The organism is Cupriavidus alkaliphilus (genome assembly GCF_900094595.1).
GTDB lineage: Bacteria > Pseudomonadota > Gammaproteobacteria > Burkholderiales > Burkholderiaceae > Cupriavidus > Cupriavidus alkaliphilus.
The window spans coordinates 363,861-383,666 of sequence record NZ_FMAD01000007.1 but is presented as its reverse complement, the minus strand read 5'-3'; the positions used below and the strand labels follow the sequence as shown (position 1 = coordinate 383,666).

The 19,806-nt window shown below is 64.6% G+C and carries 15 protein-coding genes, 1 pseudogene and 1 riboswitch; of the genes and pseudogenes, 4 read left to right on the top strand and 12 right to left on the bottom strand.

The genetic code is table 11. The features are described 5' to 3' along the window. The 3 genes and pseudogenes from GA0116996_RS17460 to GA0116996_RS17450 form a co-directional block, all read right to left on the bottom strand. Nucleotides 1-227, bottom strand: a pseudogene (locus GA0116996_RS17460) (allantoinase); the annotation flags it as partial. Between the two features lie 158 nt (nt 228-385). Then, complete coding sequence (locus GA0116996_RS17455) at nt 386-1,792, bottom strand: nucleobase:cation symporter-2 family protein (RefSeq protein ID WP_092314132.1); 1,407 nt, start codon at nt 1,790-1,792, stop codon at nt 386-388. A gap of 170 nt (nt 1,793-1,962) precedes the next feature. Then, nucleotides 1,963-2,748: a GntR family transcriptional regulator gene (locus GA0116996_RS17450; protein WP_092314130.1), complete on the bottom strand. Its 786-nt coding sequence runs from the start codon at nt 2,746-2,748 to the stop codon at nt 1,963-1,965. Between the two features lie 299 nt (nt 2,749-3,047). Here GA0116996_RS17450 and uraH point away from each other — a divergent pair, with 299 nt between their 5' ends. After that, the gene (uraH, locus tag GA0116996_RS17445; RefSeq protein ID WP_012352291.1) at nt 3,048-3,401 is read left to right on the top strand and encodes a hydroxyisourate hydrolase; all 354 of its coding nucleotides are present in this window, start codon (nt 3,048-3,050) and stop codon (nt 3,399-3,401) included. A gap of 31 nt (nt 3,402-3,432) precedes the next feature. After that, nucleotides 3,433-4,638, top strand: a complete 1,206-nt coding sequence (locus tag GA0116996_RS17440; RefSeq protein WP_092314128.1) for a urate hydroxylase PuuD — start codon at nt 3,433-3,435, stop codon at nt 4,636-4,638. 1,064 nt (nt 4,639-5,702) lie between these two features. On the opposite strand, the gene GA0116996_RS17435 is transcribed toward GA0116996_RS17440, so the two are convergent. The 7 genes from GA0116996_RS17435 to xdhA form a co-directional block, all read right to left on the bottom strand. After that, nucleotides 5,703-6,278, bottom strand: coding sequence for a TMEM165/GDT1 family protein (locus tag GA0116996_RS17435; RefSeq protein ID WP_092314126.1), 576 nt, complete (start codon nt 6,276-6,278; stop codon nt 5,703-5,705). Between the two features lie 27 nt (nt 6,279-6,305). Beyond that, nucleotides 6,306-6,542, bottom strand: a riboswitch (yybP-ykoY riboswitch). Nucleotides 6,543-6,592: 50 nt separating this feature from the next. Continuing rightward, a complete protein-coding gene (locus GA0116996_RS17430; RefSeq protein ID WP_092314124.1) occupies nt 6,593-7,756 on the bottom strand; it encodes a fatty acid desaturase in 1,164 nt (387 codons plus the stop codon). A gap of 188 nt (nt 7,757-7,944) precedes the next feature. Then, nucleotides 7,945-9,267, bottom strand: coding sequence for a guanine deaminase (guaD, locus tag GA0116996_RS17425; protein WP_092314122.1), 1,323 nt, complete (start codon nt 9,265-9,267; stop codon nt 7,945-7,947). A 76-nt stretch (nt 9,268-9,343) separates the two neighbouring features. Then, nucleotides 9,344-10,399: an adenosine deaminase gene (locus tag GA0116996_RS17420; protein ID WP_092314120.1), complete on the bottom strand. Its 1,056-nt coding sequence runs from the start codon at nt 10,397-10,399 to the stop codon at nt 9,344-9,346. Between the two features lie 55 nt (nt 10,400-10,454). Next, nucleotides 10,455-11,444, bottom strand: coding sequence for a xanthine dehydrogenase accessory protein XdhC (xdhC, locus tag GA0116996_RS17415; protein ID WP_092314118.1), 990 nt, complete (start codon nt 11,442-11,444; stop codon nt 10,455-10,457). 164 nt (nt 11,445-11,608) lie between these two features. Then, entirely contained in the window at nt 11,609-13,969 is a 2,361-nt protein-coding gene (gene xdhB / locus GA0116996_RS17410; protein ID WP_092314116.1) for a xanthine dehydrogenase molybdopterin binding subunit, read from the bottom strand. Nucleotides 13,970-13,995: 26 nt separating this feature from the next. Then, on the bottom strand, nt 13,996-15,498 hold the full coding sequence (xdhA, locus tag GA0116996_RS17405) for a xanthine dehydrogenase small subunit (RefSeq protein WP_092314114.1): 1,503 nt from the start codon (nt 15,496-15,498) through the stop codon (nt 13,996-13,998). A gap of 230 nt (nt 15,499-15,728) precedes the next feature. On the opposite strand from xdhA, the gene GA0116996_RS17400 reads away from it, so the two are divergent. Then, nucleotides 15,729-16,676 carry a LysR substrate-binding domain-containing protein gene (locus GA0116996_RS17400; RefSeq protein WP_092314112.1) on the top strand — a complete coding sequence of 316 codons (948 nt, stop codon included), beginning with the start codon at nt 15,729-15,731 and terminating at the stop codon, nt 16,674-16,676. Nucleotides 16,677-16,830: 154 nt separating this feature from the next. After that, nucleotides 16,831-17,169: a hypothetical protein gene (locus tag GA0116996_RS17395; RefSeq protein WP_092314110.1), complete on the top strand. Its 339-nt coding sequence runs from the start codon at nt 16,831-16,833 to the stop codon at nt 17,167-17,169. A gap of 50 nt (nt 17,170-17,219) precedes the next feature. On the opposite strand, the gene GA0116996_RS17390 is transcribed toward GA0116996_RS17395, so the two are convergent. Next, entirely contained in the window at nt 17,220-18,392 is a 1,173-nt protein-coding gene (locus GA0116996_RS17390; protein WP_092314108.1) for a JmjC domain-containing protein, read from the bottom strand. A gap of 9 nt (nt 18,393-18,401) precedes the next feature. Continuing rightward, the gene (locus tag GA0116996_RS28085; protein WP_133250541.1) at nt 18,402-19,787 is read right to left on the bottom strand and encodes an ATP-binding cassette domain-containing protein; all 1,386 of its coding nucleotides are present in this window, start codon (nt 19,785-19,787) and stop codon (nt 18,402-18,404) included. Nucleotides 19,788-19,806: the final 19 nt, after the last annotated feature.

The following is a 19,806-nucleotide window of genomic DNA, read 5'->3' as shown; positions in this document are numbered from 1 at the left end:
TCGTAGATGCCCTCCATGCTCATGTGGCGGTCGGGGTAGGCCGCGGCGCCGACGATCTCGGACAGGAACTGCTCGGAGGCGGCGTCGCCGTGCAGCACGCAGTTCTCGCCGCCTTCTTCGTAGTTGAGCACGAACTGCAGCGCCACGCGCGCGCCGCCCGGCCAGCGGGCGTGCGGCGGGCGGGCGCCGTAACCGATGAGATCGCGTGGATAGTTATCGTTTGTCATGTGTCGTTGCTTGCTTCAGGAAACCACCCGGCACCGCCGTCCCGCCGCAGGCGCCGATCGTCATGCAATGAACATGCCAGTCGTGCCGGCGGCGGCGCCGGTCTGCAACCCGGGGGCCGGACCCTTGCGGGGCCGGCCCTGCGTTGCCGGTACTTCGATTACTCGGTGCCGTGCGAGTTGGCCGCGGCGTTGCGCATGGCCTCTTCGCGCGACTGGATGCCGTTGTAGAACAGGTTCAGCGTCACGGCCACGATCGTGCCGAGCACGATGCCGCTGTGCGTGAACGGGTCGGTCCACTTGGGCAGGTACTGGAAGAACGTCGGCGCCAGCGTCGGGATCATGCCGAAGCCGATCGAGATGGCGACGATGAACAGGTTGTGGCGGTTGCGGTTGAAATCGCACGAGCCCAGGATGCGGATGCCGGTGGCGGCCACCATGCCGAACATCACGATGCCGGCGCCGCCCAGCACGAACTGCGGCACCGAGGCCACTACGTGGGCCATCTTGGGGAACAGGCCGAAGGCGATCAGGATAAGGCCGCCAGCCGCCGCCACGTAGCGCGAGCGCACGCCGGTCACCGTCACCAGGCCCACGTTCTGCGAGAACGAGGTGTAGGGGAAGGTGTTGAAGATGCCGCCGATCACCGTGCCCAGGCCGTCGGCGCGCAGGCCGCGGGTCAGGTCCTCGTTGCTCAGCTTCTTGCCGGTGATGTCCGACAGCGCCAGGAACATGCCGGTCGACTCCACCAGCGTGATCAGCATGACGATGCACATCGACAGGATCGCGGTCACTTCGAAGGTCGGCATGCCGAAGTGCAGCGGCGTGATGACGGCGACGAAGCTGGCTTCATCCAGGCCTTCGAACGACACCTTGCCCAGCGCCATCGCCACCAGCGTGCCGGCGATGATGCCCAGCAGCACCGCGCAGTTGGCCACCAGGCCGCGGCCGTACTTGGTCAGCAGCAGGATGATGACCAGCGTCAGGCCCGCGATGCCGAGGTTGGCCAGGTCGCCATAGGCGAGGTTGGGCACCTCCTTGGCGACGCCGTCGATGACAGCGCGCGTGGTGGGCTGGCCGCCAGCCGACCAGTTGATGGCCACGCGCATCAGCGACACGCCGATCAGCGTGATCACCGTGCCGGTCACCACCGGCGGGAACAGCCCGAGCATGCGTCCCATCATCGGCGAGATCAGGATGCCGAAGATCCCTGACGCAATCACCGCGCCGTAGATGCCGAGCAGGCCGACGTTGGGATCGGTGCCGATGGCGATCATCGGCGCCACCGAGGCAAAGGTCACGCCCATCATCACCGGCAGCCGGATGCCGAACTTCCAGAAGCCGATGGCCTGGATCAGCGTGGCCAGGCCGGCGGCGAACAGGTCGGCGTTGATCAGGAACGCCAGCTGGTCCTTGGGCAGCTTGAGCGCGCCACCCACGATCAGTGGCACGGCAACCGTGCCGGCGTACATCACCAGAACGTGCTGCAACCCGAGCGCGAGCAGGCGCCCGGAAGGCAAACGCTCGTTGGTGAGGTCCGTCGGGACCGTGGTGCTTGCGGAATTCATTGGTGCGTCTCCTCTCCTTTGGTTTGATGGGAACGCCACGTCCGTGCCGGCAGTTTGGTCGGTGTTGTTATGGGCCCGCCGTCGCCGCGCTCTCGTTTGCACTGCCTGGGCGCGGTACTGACGACGGGCCTGCTGCCTTCTTCTTGCGGGGGCGTGACGGGAACACCGTGCTAGGTGGAGCGGCCTAGTACGCTGCGAAGATCGAAGCTGCCCGGTTCGTCCGGCTGCACGCGGTCGGCGCAGGCGCCAAGGTGGTGCGCCATGCGCGACTGGGCCAGTGCGGCATTGCCCTGTTCCAGGGCGTCGAGGATTTCTTCGTGCTCGTCGAACGAGCAGGCGTTGTTGCCCGGCGCTTCCACGCTGGCGATCATCAGCGTGGTGCGCGACACCAGGCGGCGCATCATGTTGACCAGCAGCGCATTGCCCGACAGTTCCGCCAGCGCGGTGTGGAATTCGGCGGACAGGCGGATCCACTTGGGACGGTCGTGCGTCAGGAAGGCCTGGCGCTCATCGGCGACCATCTGGCGCAGCGGCGCGATCACGGCCTTGACGTCGGGCATGCCGGCCAGCTTTTCCAGCACCGCGCGCTCCAGCATCTGGCGCAGCTCGAACATGTCGTGCGCCTCGTCGGTCGACGGGCTGGCGATAAAGGCGCCGCGGTTGGGCTCGAGGTCGACCATGCCGTCCGCCGCCAGGTGCGACAGCACCTTGCGCACGGTGTGGCGCGCGGTGGCATAGATCTCGCAAAGCGAATGCTCGGTGAGCTTGGTGCGCGGCGGCAGCCGGTGCTCCATGATCGCGTCGTAGATCTCGTGGTACATGCGCTCCTCGACCGAGCCCTTGCGCGCGGGCTTGGCGGGCTTGCCCGGGATCTCGGTCGGTTCGCCGAGCTCGCCGATCTTGGATTCGGCCTTTGATTCGGCGTTGGCGGCAATCAGCTTCAGGCTCTTGGACATCGTGGCACCAGCAGGTCAGGCGGGGCACCGTGAATCCTGCTTATCAGGGTACGGTGATCCAAAAATTGTTGACAATTATTTGGTTACGGCCTCAATATTGTCAACAAAACCAACTCAGGTTTTCGACAACTCAGGGAAATCCCTGAATTGCCAACGGGGAAGTGCAGGCGCATTGTCGCCACGCACCAACCCAGCGCCGGGATGCGTTACCAGACGTACCGAGCGGGCACCATTCCCACACATGGTGCTAGTGAAGGCAGCGGCGCCCCTCACAACCCAATCGCAAAAGGACAAATACGATGGGACGCTTGACCACCCATGTTCTCGACACCGCTGCGGGCACGCCCGGGCAGGGCATGTCGATTACTCTCCATAAAATTGTCGACAATCGTCGCGAAACCCTCAAGACCGTGGTCACCAACCACGACGGCCGCTGCGACCAGCCGCTGCTGGAGGGCGCCGACCTCGCCGCTGGCGTGTACGAGCTGGAATTCGCCGCCGGCGACTATTTCCGCGCCCAGGGCGTGAAGCTGCCCGAGCCGGCCTTCCTGGACGTGGTGCCGCTGCGCTTCGGCATTGCCGACGTCAACGCGCACTATCACGTGCCCCTCCTGGTTTCGCCCTGGTCGTACTCGACCTACCGCGGCAGCTGAAGCGGTGGCATAGGGAAACAGGAGACAAGACATGGAAGGCTATATCCTCGACTGGGCCAACATGCTGCTGCGGTGGGTGCACGTCATCACCGCCATCGCATGGATCGGCTCTTCGTTCTATTTCGTGTGGCTGGACAACAGCCTGACCAAGCCCACCGCGCCGGACCTGAAGGAGAAGGGTGTCGACGGCGAACTGTGGGCCGTGCACGGCGGCGGCTTCTACAACCCGCAGAAGTACCTGACCGCGCCCAAGTCGCTGCCGGAGAACCTGCACTGGTTCTACTGGGAGTCGTATTCGACCTGGATGAGCGGCTTTGCGCTGCTGGTGGTGCTGTACCTGTTCAACGCCAGCACGTTCCTGATCGACAAGAACGTGTTCGACATGTCGCCGGGCGCGGCGGTCGGCTTCGCGGTGTCGTACCTGCTGATCGGCTGGATCGTCTATGACAGCATCTGCCGCCTGTTCAACAAGAATGACCGCCTGGTCGGCATCCTGGTGGCGATCTACATCGCCGCGGCGGCCTACGTTGCGTGCCACATTTTCTCCGGCCGCGCTGCGTTCCTGCTGACGGGCGCGATGGTCGCGACGATCATGAGCGCGAACGTGCTGGCATGGATCATCCCGGGCCAGCGCAAGGTGGTCGCGGCACTGAAGGCCGGCCAGCCGGTGGACCCGATCCACGGCAAGCGCGGCAAGCAGCGCAGCGTGCACAACACCTACTTCACGCTGCCGGTGCTGTTCGCGATGCTGTCGAACCACTACAGCATGACCTACGCCCACAAGTACAACTGGGTGGTGCTGATCCTGATCATGCTGTCGGGCGTGCTGATCCGCCAGTTCTTCATCCTGAAGCACAAGGGCAAGATCAATGTGCTGTGGCCTGCAGCCGGCGTCGCCGCGCTGGGGGTTGTCGCCGTGATGATCGCGCCGCAGCCGCGCCCGGCCGTGGCCAAGGTCGATGGCGAGGCAGCCGCGACCGTCAGCTTCGCCAAGGTGCAGGAAGTGATGAACGCGCGCTGCGTGCAGTGCCACGCCGAGCAGCCGAAGATGATGCCGACCGCGGCCAAGGGCATCAAGCTCGAGACGCCCGAGGACATCAAGGCCCACGCCCAGCTGATCTACCAGCAGGCGGTGCAGCAGAAGGCGATGCCGCTGGGCAACGTGACGCAGATCACCGACGACGAGCGCGCGCTGCTGGGGCAGTGGTTCGAAGGCGGTGCCAAGACTACGAATTAACGCGTTCTGAGCTGCAATGCATTGAGGCCGGCTCTTGCAGAGCCGGCCCGGGAAATCCGAGCATCGGTGATCGACGGTCCGGAGGGTTGAGTAGTTGGCAACCGGCAGTACCGGACCGGCGAGGGTTTGGACGGGGCCTACGGGTCCCGTTTTTTTTATTGGTGTTTCTTGTTTTTGTTTGGGTGGTCGCAGTTGGTGACATGCTGTCGGCTGTTGAACCGCGTGGTTCCGCCCTCCTGGGCGGGTCACTTTTTGGCCGAGCGCCAAAAAGTAACCAAAAAGCGCGTTTACTGCCCTGCGGGCGGCATGTCTTATCGTAGTGTGCGTTGGGGTTTTCGTACGGGGCTTTGCTTCCTCACATAGCTGGACTGCCTGCCGCGGTGGTGCACTACGGTGGCAGGGGCGTTGGAGTGGTGTTTGAACGAGCCCAGAGCGCTCGGTGGCTGCCTGCTGCGGGTCTTGTCGTAGGAACGCCTACGGCTGCTGCGCCGGCAGTATCGCAGTCCGTGGGCTATGGCACGGAACGCGTCGCTGCGCTCGCTTGGCTTTCGGGGCGCGCACGATTCGCTTCCGCGCAGGGGGCCTCCGGAGGGGCGCGTACGCGCCGCAACAGCGCGTGTGAGCGCAGCGACGCACTCCGTGCCAGAGCAGTAGACCTGAGATAGGGAGCGCGCGCAGCGCAGCCGTAGGCGTCCCACCAATAACGCGGTTAGCAGGCTGCCACCGACCTAAGGTCGGGTTCGTCCATCCGACCTTGAACGCCAGGCACCTCCAGGTAGCGCCAGCAGGGTCGAACCACCAACCGCCTGACCGCAAGTCACCATCGCTGGAACCACCAACGTCGCCTTAGCCAGCCGCTTAGGCGACGCGCTTTTTGGTTACTTTTTGGCGCTCGGCCAAAAAGTGACCCGCCCAGGAGGGCGGAACCAGGCGGTTCAACAGCCGACAGCATGTCACCAGCGGCGCCCACCACCTTCAATGTCGCGACAGCATGTCACCAACAGCGCCCAGCCCCTTCAATGCCCCGACAGCATGTCACCAACCAACCGCGCCCACCAACCAAATCACCCCCCAACCTTCACCAACACCAGCACCCCCAGCACCAGGAAAATCCCCGCCGCAATCTTATGCACCAGCCCGATCGGCATCTTGTTGGCAAACCTGTCGCCCAGCAAGACAGCCGGCGCATTGGCGATCATCATGCCGAAGGTCGTGCCCATGACCACCGCCAGCACGGCGTCGCTGAAGCGCGCTGCCAGCGCCACCGTGGCGATCTGGGTCTTGTCGCCCATCTCGGCAAAGAAGAAGGCGACGAGGGTGGTGCCCAGGATGCCGATGAACCCCTTGACCGGACGCGCCTGCTCGGCGTCGTCGAGCTTGTCGGGGATCAGCATCCACGCGGCCATCGCGATAAAGCCCAGGCCGAGGATCCAGCGCAGCAGGCTTTCGCCGACGACGTGCGTGATCCAGCCGCCGAGCGCGCCGGCAAAGCCATGATTGAACAGCGTGGCGATCAGGATGCCGAGGATGATGGGCACCGGCTTGCGATAGCGCGCGGCCAGTACCAGCGACAACAATTGCGTCTTGTCGCCCATTTCTGCGAGGGCGACGATGCCTGTGGAGACGAGGAAGGCTTCCATATTGATCTTGTGGGGTAACCGGGCCGCAATGCATCGCGAGATGCCAATGACGCAACCCTTTCCCGGCCCGGCCAGAAAGGGATGGTCATCGGTCTCGCCAGGCATGGACGCTGCCTGGGCCGGTCTGGCCAGGCGGGTCCGGAGCTGCGCACGCCATAACCGCAAGCGGTCAAGTCTGTTGACGTACGCCCCTGTCTGCCGAAGTCCGCATTGCGCGGCGCGGTGAGAGCAGGGCGGCTACTCCCCAATGGAAGCGGCGATTATAACCGCGGCGGCGGGGGCTCGTCCACCCGCCGCCGCGCGGCGGGCGGTGCTCAGGCCGGCACCGGGGCGTTGTCGCTGGTCTGGCGGCCGCGGAAATCGGTCCAGCACAGCGCCTTGAAGTCATAGAGCTTGCAGCGGCGCGCGGTGTCGAAATACCAGCGCCACGAGAAGTTCTCGATGATGATGCGGCCCGGCAGCGCGTGTTCCAGCAGCGCCTGCGCGCGCTTGAGGCGGTACAGCGGCACGCTCATGTCGACGTGGTGCGCGGTGTGTTCCATGATGTGGTGCAGCGCTGCGCCGATGCCGTGGCGGAAGCGCAGGTGCACGGTGGTCGAGACGAACGGCTGGGCCCGGGCCCACATCGTCTTGGTGTCGTACCAGGCGACGCTGGTGTGGGTATGGTGCACGTACAGCACGAAGCCGACGGTGATGTTCCACACCAGGAAGGGCAGCACGAAGCCGGCGCCGATCAGCATCCAGACGGACTGCTGCGTGGCCAGCGCCAGCGCTGCCAGCGCGCCGATCCAGGCCAGACCGAACGCCGCCACCAGCACGCAGTCGCCGGTGAAGATCGGGCGGCGCGTGGCCATCTGGCGCTTGCTGGGGAAGAACAGCTTGCCCCACCAGATCTCGACCAGGTAATACAGCCCCGGGCCGAAGCCGGTGCGGTAGATGCGCTCCATCACGCGGCGCCAGCGCGGCAGCGCGTTGAATTCTTCGAGCGAATAGGGCGCCCAGACGAAGTCGAAGCCCTTCAGGTTGGTGTAGCCGTGATGGACCACGTTATGGCCGACTTCCCACAGGCTGTACGGCGTCAGCGAAGGCAGGAAGGTCAGCCGGCCCAGCCACTTGTTCAGGCCGCGGCGCGGGGTCAGGCTCTGGTGGCAGGCATCGTGGCCGATGATAAACAGGCGCGCGATCACCAGCCCCGCCAGCATCCCCAGCGCCAGCTTGGCGGCCCAGTGGGGCGCCAGCACCACGCCGGCCAGCACGGCGCCGAACAGCAGGTAATCGAAGGCGAACAGCATCAGCGCGCGCGGCGTGCTGCGCTGGCCCAGCGGGATCAGCCAGCCGCGGATGATCTTGCGCGACGGCAGCGGCGCGTCCGGCGCGATCGGTTCAGGAAGCGGCGCCTGGTGCGGGGCATGGGCGCGCGCGCCGGCGTGCGCCCGGGCGTGCCCGGGGGCGGGGTCAACGGATTGATATGCGGTCATGCAGAACCTTCTGATTGCGGTCGATGGATATCTGTGCGCGGCAAGGCAGAGTGGCCGCGGCGGAACCGCAAGGTTAGAAGGCTTTGTCGAAGGCAGTCTTGACGGTCGTCAAGCCGGTGGGACGGCGGAAGCGGTAAGGGCGCGCCCGCCGCGAGAGCGGCGGGCCACGGATGCGGAAGTGTGGCGGATCAGGCTGCCGGGACGCTGGCCGGCTCGCCCATCACATAGACGCTGTCGATCACGCGGTCGTCGCCCAGCATGGCAAAGGCGAACAGCTCTTCCTCGAGCGTTTCCGAGCGGTTGCTGCGGCGCGCGATCAGCGGCGTGGCCTTGGGGTCGAGCACGATGAAGTCGGCCTCGCAGCCCTCGCTGAAGCTGCCGACGCGGCCGGTCCAGCCCAGCGCCTCCGCCGCGGCGCGGGTGGCCAGGTAGAACATGCGCAGCGCGGTCAGGTAGTAGCCGCCCATGCGCGCCACCTTGTGCGCGGCGTTCATGGTGCGGAACATCGAGAACGAGGTGCCGCCGCCCACGTCGGTGGCCAGCGTCACGTTCAGGCGGTTGGCATCGGACTGGTGGAAGTCATAGAAGCCGCTGCCGAGGAACAGGTTCGAAGTCGGGCAGTGCGCCACCGCGGCGCCGCTGTCGGCCAGCCGGCGGCGGTCGTCCTGGTCCAGGTAGATGGCGTGGCCGTACATCGCGCCGGGACGCAGCAGGCCATAGCGGTCGTAGACGTCGAGGTAGCTGCGCGCGTCCGGGAACAGCTCGGCCACCCATTTGACCTCGTCGCGGTTCTCCGCCACGTGGGTCTGGATAAAGGCGTCCGGATAGGCGCGCGCCAGTTCGCCGCAGGCGGCCAGCTGCGCCTCGGTCGAGGTCGGCGCGAAGCGCGGCGTGATCGCGTACGACAGCCGTCCCTTGTTATGCCAGCGCGACAGCAGGTCGGCGGAATCCCGCGCGCCGCTTTCGGCGGTGTCGCGCAGGAATTCGGGGCAGTTGCGGTCCATCATCACCTTGCCCGTGACCATGCGCAGGTTGCGCGCCTCGCTCTCGGCGAAGAGGGCGTCGGCCGAGGCCTTGTGCACCGTGCTCCAGACCACCGCGCTGGTGGTGCCGTTGCGCAGCAGTTCCTCGGTGAAGAAGCCGGCCACGCCACGCGCGTAGTCGGGATCGGCGAAGCGGCGCTCTTCAGGGAAGGTGTAGGTGTCGAGCCAGTGCAGCAGGCCCGGCGACGGCGACGCGATCATGTCGGTCTGCGGGTAATGCACGTGGGTGTCGATAAAACCGGGCACGATCAGCTTGCCGCGGTGGTCGATGACCTCGGCGCCGGCCGGGATGCGCTCGGCCAGCTGGGCATAGTCGCCGGCGGCGGCGATGCGCCCGTCGGTGACGATCAGCACCCCGTCGTCCCAATACTGATACGCGTCCTCATGGAATTGCGGGTCGCGCAGGAAATGCAGCACGCGGCCGCGGATGGCGCGGGTACGGGAGTCAGTGGTGGGGTGGGTCGTCATGGTTTGTCTCTCGTGGCCGGCCCGCGCGGCACCGCATGGTGCAAGCAGCAGGCCGGGTTATTGGCGTGCGCCGTGCTCAGGCCGCGGGGGCCGTCGCGGGCGGGGACTTGGGCGGGGCGGACCAGAAGTGGTCGACTTCCGCCAGGAACTCGGCCTTCTGCATGGCAGGCAGGAAGGACGCTTCAAAACTGTTGCGGGCCAGCTTGTGCGCGTCGGCAGCGTCCAGCGGCAGCGCGTCGAAGGTGGCTTCCCAGTTCGCATTCATATAGCCGCCGAAGTAGGCCGGGTCGTCCGAATGCAGCGTGATCGCCACGCCCGCATCCAGCATGCGCTTGAGCGGGTGGTCGCGCAGGTCGGGGTAGACCTTGAGCTTGAGGTTCGACAGCGGGCACACCGTCAGCGCCACGCGCTCGCGCGCCAGGCGCTCGACCAGCGCGGCATCGTCGATGGCGCGCACGCCGTGGTCGATGCGTTCCGCTTTCAGGATGTCGAGCGCATCGGTCACGTACTGCGCCGGGCCTTCCTCGCCCGCGTGCGCCACCAGGTGCAGGCCGAGCTCGCGCGCCCGGGCGAACACGCGCGCGAATTTCTCGGGCGGGTTGCCTTTCTCCGACGAATCGAGCCCGACACCGACGAAGCGGTCGCGATAGGGCAGCGCCGCCTCCAGCGTGGCGAACGCGTCTTCCTCCGACAGGTGGCGCAGGAAGCACAGGATCAGGCTGCTCGAGAAGTCGTACTCGGTGCGGGCCTGGGCCAGGGCATCGGCAATGCCGTCGATCACCACGCCGATCGGCACGCCGCGCGCGGTATGGGTCTGCGGATCGAAGAAGATCTCGGCGTGGCGGACGTTGTCGGCGACGGCGCGCTTGACGTAGTCCATGGTCATGTCGAAGAAATCTAACTCGGTCAGCAGCACGCTGGCGCCGGCGTAGTAGATGTCCAGGAACGACTGCAGGTCGGTGAAGGCGTAGGCGGCGCGCAGCGCGTCGACGCTGGGGTAGGGCAGCGCCACCTGGTTGCGCTGCGCCAGCCGGAAGATCAGTTCCGGCTCAAGCGTGCCTTCGATATGCACATGCAGTTCGGCCTTGGGGGTGCGGCGGATCTGTTCCGCGAGCGCGGCATCGATGGTCATGGGGGCCTCGTTTCTGGGCTTTTCTGTACCGGCCGGCAGCGCCGGCGGCACGGGTTCAGGGATGCACCGCCTCCGTGCGGCCCGCACGCAGCGCGGCAAGGCGCTGTTCGCGGACCTGGAGCAGCTGGGCGACGATGGCAACCGCAATCATAGCCGGAGCCTTGTCGGTGATCCCGGGAACCCCCATGGGGCATGTCATTTCCGCAAACCGGGCCGGGTCGATGCCGTGCTCGGCCATGCGGTGTTCAAAGCGCGCGCGCTTGGTCTTGGAACCGATCAGGCCGAAGTAGGCGAAATCGGTGCGCTTGAGGATTTCCTCGCACAGGGTCTGGTCGAGCGCATGGCTGTGCGTCATCACCAGGAAGTAGCTGCCCGCCGGCGCCTGCGCGACCACGGCCTCGGGCGTGTCGCTGGCCTCGGCCTCGACGTTGTCGGGCAGCCCGCCGGGGAACAGCGTGTCGCGCTCGTCGACCCAGTGCACGCGGCACGGCAGCGTGGCCAGCACCTTGACCAGCGCATGGCCGACATGGCCGGCGCCGAACAGCACCACGTGCATGGTGTCGGGCACCAGCGTGTCGGTCCAGCTGCCGTCGGGCTGCAGGTCCACGCCGGGGAGCACGGCGCGGCTGTCGGCAAAGGTGACCGCGCCGCGCGCGGGAACGTGCCGCTGCAGCGAGCAGTGGGCGGCGAACTTCCGCTCCACGGCATCCAGCCACGCCAGGTCGGCTTCGCCAAGCACCTCGAACGCCAGCTGCACCACGCCGCCACAGCACTGTCCCAGCGCGGGACCCAGGGGGATGCGCTCGATCCGGCGCGGCTCGCCGCGCACCAGCATCTCGCGTGCGATGTCCATGCCGCGCCATTCCAGGTGACCACCGCCGATGGTGCCGACCAGGTCGTCGGCGCTGACCAGCATGCGGATGCCGGCCTCGCGGGGCGCCGAGCCCTTGACCTCGACGATGGTGACCATCGCCACCGGCACGCCCGCGCGCACCATGCGGGCGGCGTCGGCGAAGCGGAAGGGTTTGAGCGGTGCGTCCTGCATGGTGGGGGCCTCGGGAGATGCGGGTGTTGACCGGTGTTGCTGTGGCGCTAATGGCGGTGCTGGTGGTGGCGCGCGCCTGCTTCTTCCGCCGGCCCCTCGCCTGTCAAGGCAGTCGAGGGGGGAAAGTCCGGGGCGTCCGCAGGCGCGCGCTTCCTTGCCACCGTTCAGGCTGCCTGCGCAGCCCCTTGCGCCGCCGCCGCGCGCACGGCCTCGACGGCGTCGAGGATGGCCTCGCTGGTGGCCGGGGCCTTCAGCGGCGGGTTGATGCGGTAGTCGCCCAGCGCGGCCACGGCGTCGCGGATCGCGAAGAACACCGAGAACGGCAGCAGCAGCGGCGGCTCGCCCACTGCCTTGGAGCGGTGGATGCTGTCCTCGACGTTGCGGTTCTGGAACAGGCGCACGTTGAAGGCTTCCGGGCAGTCATTGACCGTCGGGATCTTGTAGGTGGACGGGGCGTGCGTCATCAGCTTGCCGTCCTTGTTCCACCACAATTCCTCGGTGGTCAGCCAGCCCATGCCCTGGATAAAGGCGCCTTCGACCTGGCCGATGTCCAGCGCCGGGTTCAGCGAGCGGCCCGCGTCGTGCAGCGCGTCGGCGCGCAGCAGCTTCCATTCGCCGGTGAGCGTGTCCACCAGCACCTCGGAGCATGCGGCGCCGTAGGCGAAGTAGTAGAACGGGCGGCCCTGCAGCGCCTTCTGGTCCCAGTGCAGCTTGGGCGTGGTGTAGAAGCCGTCGGACCACAGCTGCACGCGCGCCACGTAGGCTTCGCGCGCCAGCTCGCCGAACGACAGGCGCAGCTCGCCGGCGCTGACCAGGTCATCGTTGAAGCGCACTTCCGAAGGTTCCACCCCGGCCTTGCGCGCGGCAAACGCGGCCAGGCGCTCGCGGATCTGGCGCGCGGCGTCCTGCGCGGCCTTGCCGTTCAGGTCCGCGCCGGTCGACGCCGCGGTGGCGGAGGTATTGGCCACCTTGCTGGTGTCGGTCGCGGTCACGCGCACGCGTTCCATGCGGATGCCGAGCTCGTGCGCCACCACCATCGCCACCTTGGTGTTCAGGCCCTGGCCCATTTCGGTGCCGCCGTGGTTCACCAGCACCGAGCCGTCGTTGTAGACGTGCACCAGCGCGCCGGCCTGGTTGAAGTGGGCCACGTTGAACGAGATGCCGAACTTCACCGGGGTGATGGCGATGCCCTTCTTCAGCACCGGGCTGGTGGCGTTGAACGCGCGCGTGGCCTCGCGGCGGGCGCGGTATTCGCTGCTGGCCACCAGTTCGTCGATCAGCTCGTGGATGACATTGTCTTCCACGGTCTGGCCGTAGGGCGTGACGTTGTTCTCGCTCTTGCCGTAGAAGTTGGCGCGGCGCACGTCGAGCGAATCCTTGCCGACCGTGCGGGCGACATTGTCGAGGATGTACTCGACCGCGAACGCGCCCTGCGGGCCGCCGAAGCCGCGGAAGGCGGTGTTGCTCTGCGTGTTGGTCTTGCCGCAGTAGCCGTCGATCTGCACGTTGGGCAGCCAGTAGGCATTATCGAAGTGGCAGATCGCGCGGGTCATCACCGGGCCCGACAGGTCGGCCGAGAAGCCGGCGCGCGACACCATCTCGACCTTCACGCCTTCGATATGGCCTTCGTCGTCGTGGCCGACGTTGTAGTCGAACACGAAGTCATGGCGCTTGCCGGTGATCATCATGTCGTCGTCGCGGTCCGGGCGCAGCTTGACCGGGCACATCAGCTTCCACGCCGCCAGCGCGGCGCAGCAGGCGAACAGCGCCGACTGCGATTCCTTGCCGCCGAAGCCGCCGCCCATGCGGCGGCATTCGACCAGCACCTGGTGCGCATGCCAGCCCAGCATATGCGCGACGGCGTGCTGCATTTCGGTCGGGTGCTGGGTCGAGCACCACACGTGCATGCCGTCGTTCTCGCGCGGCGCGGCGTACGAGATCTGGCCTTCGAGGTAGAACTGCTCCTGGCCGCCCAGGTGGATCGTGCCGCTGTCCTGGTGGGTCGCGCCGGCAATGCGCGCGGCGGGCTCGCCGCGTGTCAGGTGCATCGGCGGCAGCACATAGCTGCCGGCCTCGTGCGCGGCCTGCGGCGACAGCACCGGCGGCAGGTCTTCATAGTCGATCACGCCCAGGCGGGCGGCGCGGCGGGCCGCGTCATGCGAGGTCGCCACCACGATAAAGACCGGCTGGCCGACGAACTGCACCACGCCGCGCGCCAGGATCGGGTCGTCATGGATGATGGGGCCGCAGTCGTTGGTGCCGGGGATGTCGTCCACCGTCAGCACGTCGACCACGCCCGGCGCGGCGCGCACCTTGTCGAGCGAGACCGACTTGATGCGCGCGTGCGCGCGGGTGCTCATGCCGAGCGCGGCGTGCAGCGTGCCGGCCAGCTCGGGGATGTCGTCGGTGTAGGTCGCGGTGCCGGCCACGTGCAGGTGGGCGGATTCGTGCGGACGCGAGATGCCGACCTGCGGTACCTGTTCGGCGGCGGCGTCGAGCAGGAAGGGTTCGGTTTGCTTGTTCATGCCGATTTCGTTCCTTGTTCTCCGGCTCAGGCCGTGGCGGTTTCGTTGATGCCGGCGCCGGGGGCGCGGACATTGACGGCTGCGGCGGGCAGCGCGTCGGCGTTGGTTTCCAGCCAGAACCGGTACAGCAGGTTGGCGGCACCGCGGCTGCGGTACGACGCGGTCGCGCGCATGTCGGTGAGCGGCGTGTAGTCCTGCGCCAGCGCGGCCATGCCGGCGCGCGCGGTGGCTTCGTTCCAGGGCTGGCCGTTCAGCGCCGCCTCGGTCGCGGCGGCGCGCTTGGGCGTCGCCGCCATGCCGCCGAAGGCGATGCGGGCCTGTGTGACGATGCCGTCCTGCACGGTGATGCCGAACGCGGCACACACGGCGGAAATATCCTCGTCAAAGCGTTTGGACAGCTTGTAGGTGCGGAAGTGCTGCGGGCCGGCCACCGGCACGCGCAGCGCAGCAACGAACTCGCCCGGCTGCATCGCGGTCTTCTGGTACGCCAGGTACAAGTCTTCCAGCGGGAGCGTGCGGCGCGTCTCGCCGTGCTGCAGTACCACTTCGGCGCCCAGCGCGATCAGCGCGGGCATCGAGTCGCCGATCGGCGAGCCGTTGGCGATATTGCCGCCCAGCGTGCCGGCATTGCGGATCGGCAGCGAGGCGAAGCGCTTCCACAGTTCTTCCAGCTCCGGGTGTGCGGCGTTGAGTGCGGCGTAGGCCTTTTCCAGCGTCACGGCGGCGCCGATCTCGATCATGCCGTCGCGCTGCTCGACCTGGTTCAGGTCTTCGACCTGGCCTACGTAGAGCAGGCTGCCCAGCTCGCGGAACTGCTTGGTGACCCACAGGCCGACATCGGTGCTGCCGGCCAGGATGCGGATATCGGGCTGCGCCGCCTTGATCGCGCCGAACTCGGCCGCGGTGCGCGGGGCGAAGAAGTCCTGGCCCTGCGCGCGGTAGCGGAAGGTTTCCCCGCGCTTCAGGTTGCGCAGCGTGTCGGCGATCTGGCGCGGATTGAGCTTGTCCGCGGTGGGGGCGGGCAGGGCCATCATGCGTTCGCCGGCGTCGATGATCGGGCGGTAGCCGGTGCAGCGGCACAGGTTGCCGGTCAGCGCGTCGCAGATGGTCTGGCGCGAGGGCGCCTCGCCGCCCGGCGTGTGCTGCTGGTACAGCGCCCACAGCGACATCACGAACCCGGGGGTGCAGAAGCCGCACTGCGAGCCGTGGCACTCGACCATGGCTTCCTGCACCGGGTGCAGGTTGCCGTCGGCCTGGCGCAGGTCCTCGACCGTGATCAGGGCCTTGCCGTCGAGCGTGGGCAGGAACTGGATGCAGGCGTTGACTGCCTTGAATTCGACGTCGCCGCCGTCCTGCAGCTCGCCGACCACGACGGTGCAGGCGCCGCAGTCGCCTTCGGCGCAGCCTTCCTTGGTGCCGGTGCAGCGCGCGTCTTCACGCAGGTACTGCAGCACGGTGCGGGTAATGGGGGCGTCGGATACTTCCTTGACCTGGCCGCGATGGAAAAAGCGGATGGTTTGCGTCTCCATGGTCTTCTCTCTCTTGGTGATGGCGGAAACATAGCACCCGGGCCTTTCCAGCAATATTCGGCCCAGGTGATATGCCCCATCAGCGGGCACCGCGGACGTGCGCCGCCGCACCAGGCGGCGCCCCTCGGGAGAGGGTGATTTGACCGATCGTGGGGTGCCTGTCATACACTATGCGCCGTTCCCATCCCCCACGCCACCCATCCGGCCCCCGCCGGAGGGCCGCCATCGCCATGCACGGACGCGACCATCTCGATACCTATTTGCTGCGGGTGCTCCACACCCTGCTCACCGAGCAGAGCGTGACCCGCACCGCCGTGCGTCTAGGCCAGTCCCAGCCGGCCATCAGCAATACCCTGAAGCGCCTGCGCGAGATCACCGGCGACGCCATTTTGGTGCGGGGCAAAAACGGCATGGTGCCCACCGAGCGCGGCCGCGAGCTGCTGGCGCTGGCCGAGCAGAGCCTGGCGGCGATGGACCGCATCGCGCGCCCGCCGCAGCAGTTCGACCCGGCCACCACCACGCGCACCTTCCACCTGGGCGCGCCCGACTACCTGGACGCCTTCTTCCTGCCAAATATCGTCGAGCGCGTGCGCCGGCTGGCGCCGGGCGCCAAGCTGTTTGTGCACCCGATGACATCGTCGTCGGATTTCCTTGACGATCTCGAGCAGGGACAGCTGGATATCGTGGTCGGCAACTGGCTGTCGCCGCCGGAGCACCTGCATATCTCGCCGCTGTTCGACGACGAGGTGGTGTGCATGCTGGGCGCGCAGCACCCGCTGGCGCGCAAGGGACTGACGCTCAAGCACTACCTGGAAATGCCGCACCTGGCGCCCGCGCCCTACGCGTCGATGCAGCGCAGCATGATCGACCAGGCACTCGCCGAGCAGGGCTACAAGCGCAATATCCAGGTCACGCTGCCGTATTTCGGGCTGGTGCCGTATGTGCTGATGAAGACCGACATGGTCTTCACCACCGGCCGGCAGTTCGCCGCGCACTATGCGCAGTACTTGCCGATCCGCATGGTGCCGTCGCCGGTGGCGTTCCCGCGCATGCGCTTCTACCAGCTGTGGCACGAACGCTGCCATGCCGCGCCGGACGTGATGTGGATCCGGCGCATGATCGCGGAGGTGGCGGCGGATCTGCCGCAGCTGCCGAGGCTGGAGGCCGAGGCGGGTTGAGGCTGATCCCGCTCAAATCGACTGATGCTGCCCCGTTCAGGCCACAGAGGCTGAAAAGGTTCAGGTAGTGCTTGGAAAATTGCAATTGCCGCAGTAGGAATGGGGTCGTAGATTGTGCGACGCGCCCCGGTATCCTCGACGCGGAGATCGTAAAATGCTGGAAGCTCAGCTGGAAGTAAATCAGGCGACCCTGGTCACGATACAGGAAATCCGGCATCTGGCAGGGATGTTGCCTGCTTCAATTGACGTGGATGTATATCGGCAGCATGAGAAGGCTTGGCTCGTTGAGTTCCAAATGGGTGAGCGACACTTCGTCCTTTCAACCGTACGAGGTTCAGTGCGCCGTTGGCGTCAACTCGAGCCGATCTTGGACTTCCTCTGCAGACACCGCGAGAATCTGCGGAATATTCGTGTTCACGTCATGGTGCGACTGCCCGGGGTGAGAGAGGTAGAGGCGGACTTTGTTCTCGAGCGAAGAGGCAATGACGGCTGAGAGTATTTAAAACGTCAAGTACGGTGTATCTGGGTACATATTACAGTTGCTCACATCTTGGAAATTAGCCCTTTGTCCAACAGGCCCTCAATTGCCTTGATGGTCGCCGCTGTGTTAGGTCCGTGTTTTGGATTGAACGATTGAATATCTTTCAGTGTGCTGGGAGCTTTGTGAGAAAGCCGCTTTAGTACTTCATGCTCCAACTCGCTAATGCAATGTTTCCGCCCTAAAGCCGAGATCGTACGTGTTGCGAGTCGTTTGTCGTTGTGCAATGTTATGAAGGTGTATGGCAAACGAATGAAGGAATCTCCAGGTGTCACCCGGTTAAGATGGGGGAATGCGGGGTTAATTCTTCGCGCAGAGTGCCGGGCGTAGTATTCATTCAGAAAGGTTGATACGGTGTCACATCCTATTTCAGTATGAAGGAAGTCGGCGCAGATGGCGGCAACCGTGCTCGGATCATCATCGCTGCGGATATCCTGAAAAGGAATGCTGTAGCGATGTTTTGTCAATAGCCATCTGATAAAGTCGGACATCGTTGGAAAGACGATACTGATGGTGACGTGAAGGCTTGGCGCGTTGAGTGCCGATACGTCGTGCCAGGTTCCCTTGGGCACAAACAATACGTCGCCTTCTTGCATCAATACGCAGTCGCCCTTTTCCGCTGTTCCGGGAGCAGCTAAGTCATCCACCTTAGCCTTGTCTAGAGAGGGGGAAGTACGAAAGAACTGCCAGTGCTTCTGACCGCAGAATTGAATAACGATTACATCATGGTCATCGTTATGTGGCCCAAAGCCTGAGGACGAGCCAAAAGAAAAAAAGGCGTTGGCTGAAGAGCGCGCTTGGAGCCTGGTACTGATCTCGGATGTCAGTACTTCAAGCGGAGGAACCAGTTCCTGGGTCGCTTCCAAAACGCCAGTAACCCCGCATCCCATAAGTTGATGCAGCGCGCTGATGGAAAGAATGTCTGTCGGCCGCCCGAACTGGTCTCGGCCCGGCCGAAAGGCCACCATATTTGCTGTCTTGTAGTCATCCGCTAGAGAAAGGCGCAAACGATCGTTGGTGATTCTGTGAGTGGCAAGCAATTCGTTGAGACGGTGCCAAGAAAAGATGGATTGCAGCTTCACGGGATCAATTCTGCCTTTCCAGAAATTTCTATTCCGGTAGCTTCGCAGGAGGTCCTCTGAGCCGAGAATGGCTTCCACTAAATATGAGTCTTTCATAGCTAGCTCCTAATGTCTGATTTCTACTATCACTTTGTGCTGGCTAAGATTCCGCAAGACGTCATTGATTGCTTTGGTATTGGCGGCGTCAAGGTTTGCATCCCATTCATCGAGAAGCAGGTACTTTGCATCGGGATGCTCGGAAATCTCCAGCAAATGTCCAACCGCCCGTTCGCCCGTTGATTTTTCAATGCCGGTGGCGCGCCAGCGCAGTTTGCCGTTGTGGCTCGGAACCAAAATAGCATCGCCAGATAAGGCTTGCTTGAGCACCTGCAGAAGCGTAGATTTTCCAGCGCCGTTGGCGCCTTGTATCGTAAAGCGCCCATGGCTGCAGCTTCGCACAATTTCCACCACCGATTTGTATTCATGTATCGGGGCACCATTGAGATAAATCTCTCCCCGCGGCTTGTCAGGAAAATGAGACGGATCGTCAAATTTTAGTTCCGGGCTCATCATCACCCGTATACGTGCATTCATCGCTGAAAAATCCAGAATCTGATTGACTAGGCCGCTTAGGGAGTTGAGGATATGAAAGATCCGCGTCAGATTAACAACAATTGCAGCGATCAGAATTGGCTCCGCTGATTTGCTCTGAACAGCAACGAGGATGAGATAGGTGGTTGGTGCCAAAGAGATAAGCGCGAGTGCCAGATTTCCGGCTTGCTTCAAGAACTGCAGTTTGTTCGACTGTCGATAATATTTCGACGCGAGTTGTTCCCGATAATTATTCCATAGTTCAAAGTTGTACCTATTTCCTAGCACAGAGTTATCCCAGACCTGTGAGAGTGCATCTCCATAGGAGATGAGGGCGGTTTCAGTCTTTGTTGATAGTGAATGAACGCCCGGCCGCAGCAGCAGGATCAACGTCATCGAAGCGAGGACACTCACCATATATCCCTCCAAGAGATTCGCCGGCAGCAGCAAAGCCAAAACGACGATGCTAAGCACGCTGTTCAAGCACAGGGTGGCAAACTGATGCACGAACGTCAGATAGTCCTTCAATGCCGCGAATGAATTCCTCGAATAGGCAGCCTCGGTGGCTTCCCGGAGAGCATTGTCGTTGTGCTTGCCTGTATGTCCGAAAATGGCCTCCGGAAGGCGTGCTGAGAATCTACGGTGAGCTTGGTTGATCCAGGCCTGCAGGGCGACGAGGGATGCGCAACCGGGCAAATAGGGAAGCACCATGGCCAAAAGGTATTCGAATAGGTAGGACCGATAGTCGGTCCCCGCCTGGAATGCTTCGATCAACCGTGTCAGGAAATACGATGAGGCAGCAATGACTCCCTGGTGGATCAGGATAAGAATAAGCGTCCAACCTGCCGCCGAAAGCAGGAAGAGGTCCTTCCACTGGCGTGATTTAAGCTCAGCCAGGCGTCTGACTCCCTGTTCCCTCATGGGCGTCTATCTCCGTGAA

Bases quoted from the DNA above. Each gene is read 5' to 3' on its own strand.
- GA0116996_RS28085 (WP_133250541.1), bottom strand. From the start codon at position 19,787: ATGAGGGAACAGGGAGTCAGACGCCTGGCTGAGCTTAAATCACGCCAG.
- uraH (WP_012352291.1), top strand. From the start codon at position 3,048: ATGGGACGCTTGACCACCCATGTTCTCGACACCGCTGCGGGCACGCCC.
- xdhB (WP_092314116.1), bottom strand. From the start codon at position 13,969: ATGAACAAGCAAACCGAACCCTTCCTGCTCGACGCCGCCGCCGAACAG.
- GA0116996_RS17450 (WP_092314130.1), bottom strand. From the start codon at position 2,748: ATGTCCAAGAGCCTGAAGCTGATTGCCGCCAACGCCGAATCAAAGGCC.
- GA0116996_RS17395 (WP_092314110.1), top strand. From the start codon at position 16,831: ATGCTGGAAGCTCAGCTGGAAGTAAATCAGGCGACCCTGGTCACGATA.
- GA0116996_RS17400 (WP_092314112.1), top strand. From the start codon at position 15,729: ATGCACGGACGCGACCATCTCGATACCTATTTGCTGCGGGTGCTCCAC.
- xdhA (WP_092314114.1), bottom strand. From the start codon at position 15,498: ATGGAGACGCAAACCATCCGCTTTTTCCATCGCGGCCAGGTCAAGGAA.
- GA0116996_RS17455 (WP_092314132.1), bottom strand. From the start codon at position 1,792: ATGAATTCCGCAAGCACCACGGTCCCGACGGACCTCACCAACGAGCGT.
- GA0116996_RS17440 (WP_092314128.1), top strand. From the start codon at position 3,433: ATGGAAGGCTATATCCTCGACTGGGCCAACATGCTGCTGCGGTGGGTG.
- GA0116996_RS17390 (WP_092314108.1), bottom strand. From the start codon at position 18,392: ATGAAAGACTCATATTTAGTGGAAGCCATTCTCGGCTCAGAGGACCTC.
- xdhC (WP_092314118.1), bottom strand. From the start codon at position 11,444: ATGCAGGACGCACCGCTCAAACCCTTCCGCTTCGCCGACGCCGCCCGC.
- GA0116996_RS17435 (WP_092314126.1), bottom strand. From the start codon at position 6,278: ATGGAAGCCTTCCTCGTCTCCACAGGCATCGTCGCCCTCGCAGAAATG.
- GA0116996_RS17420 (WP_092314120.1), bottom strand. From the start codon at position 10,399: ATGACCATCGATGCCGCGCTCGCGGAACAGATCCGCCGCACCCCCAAG.
- guaD (WP_092314122.1), bottom strand. From the start codon at position 9,267: ATGACGACCCACCCCACCACTGACTCCCGTACCCGCGCCATCCGCGGC.
- GA0116996_RS17430 (WP_092314124.1), bottom strand. From the start codon at position 7,756: ATGACCGCATATCAATCCGTTGACCCCGCCCCCGGGCACGCCCGGGCG.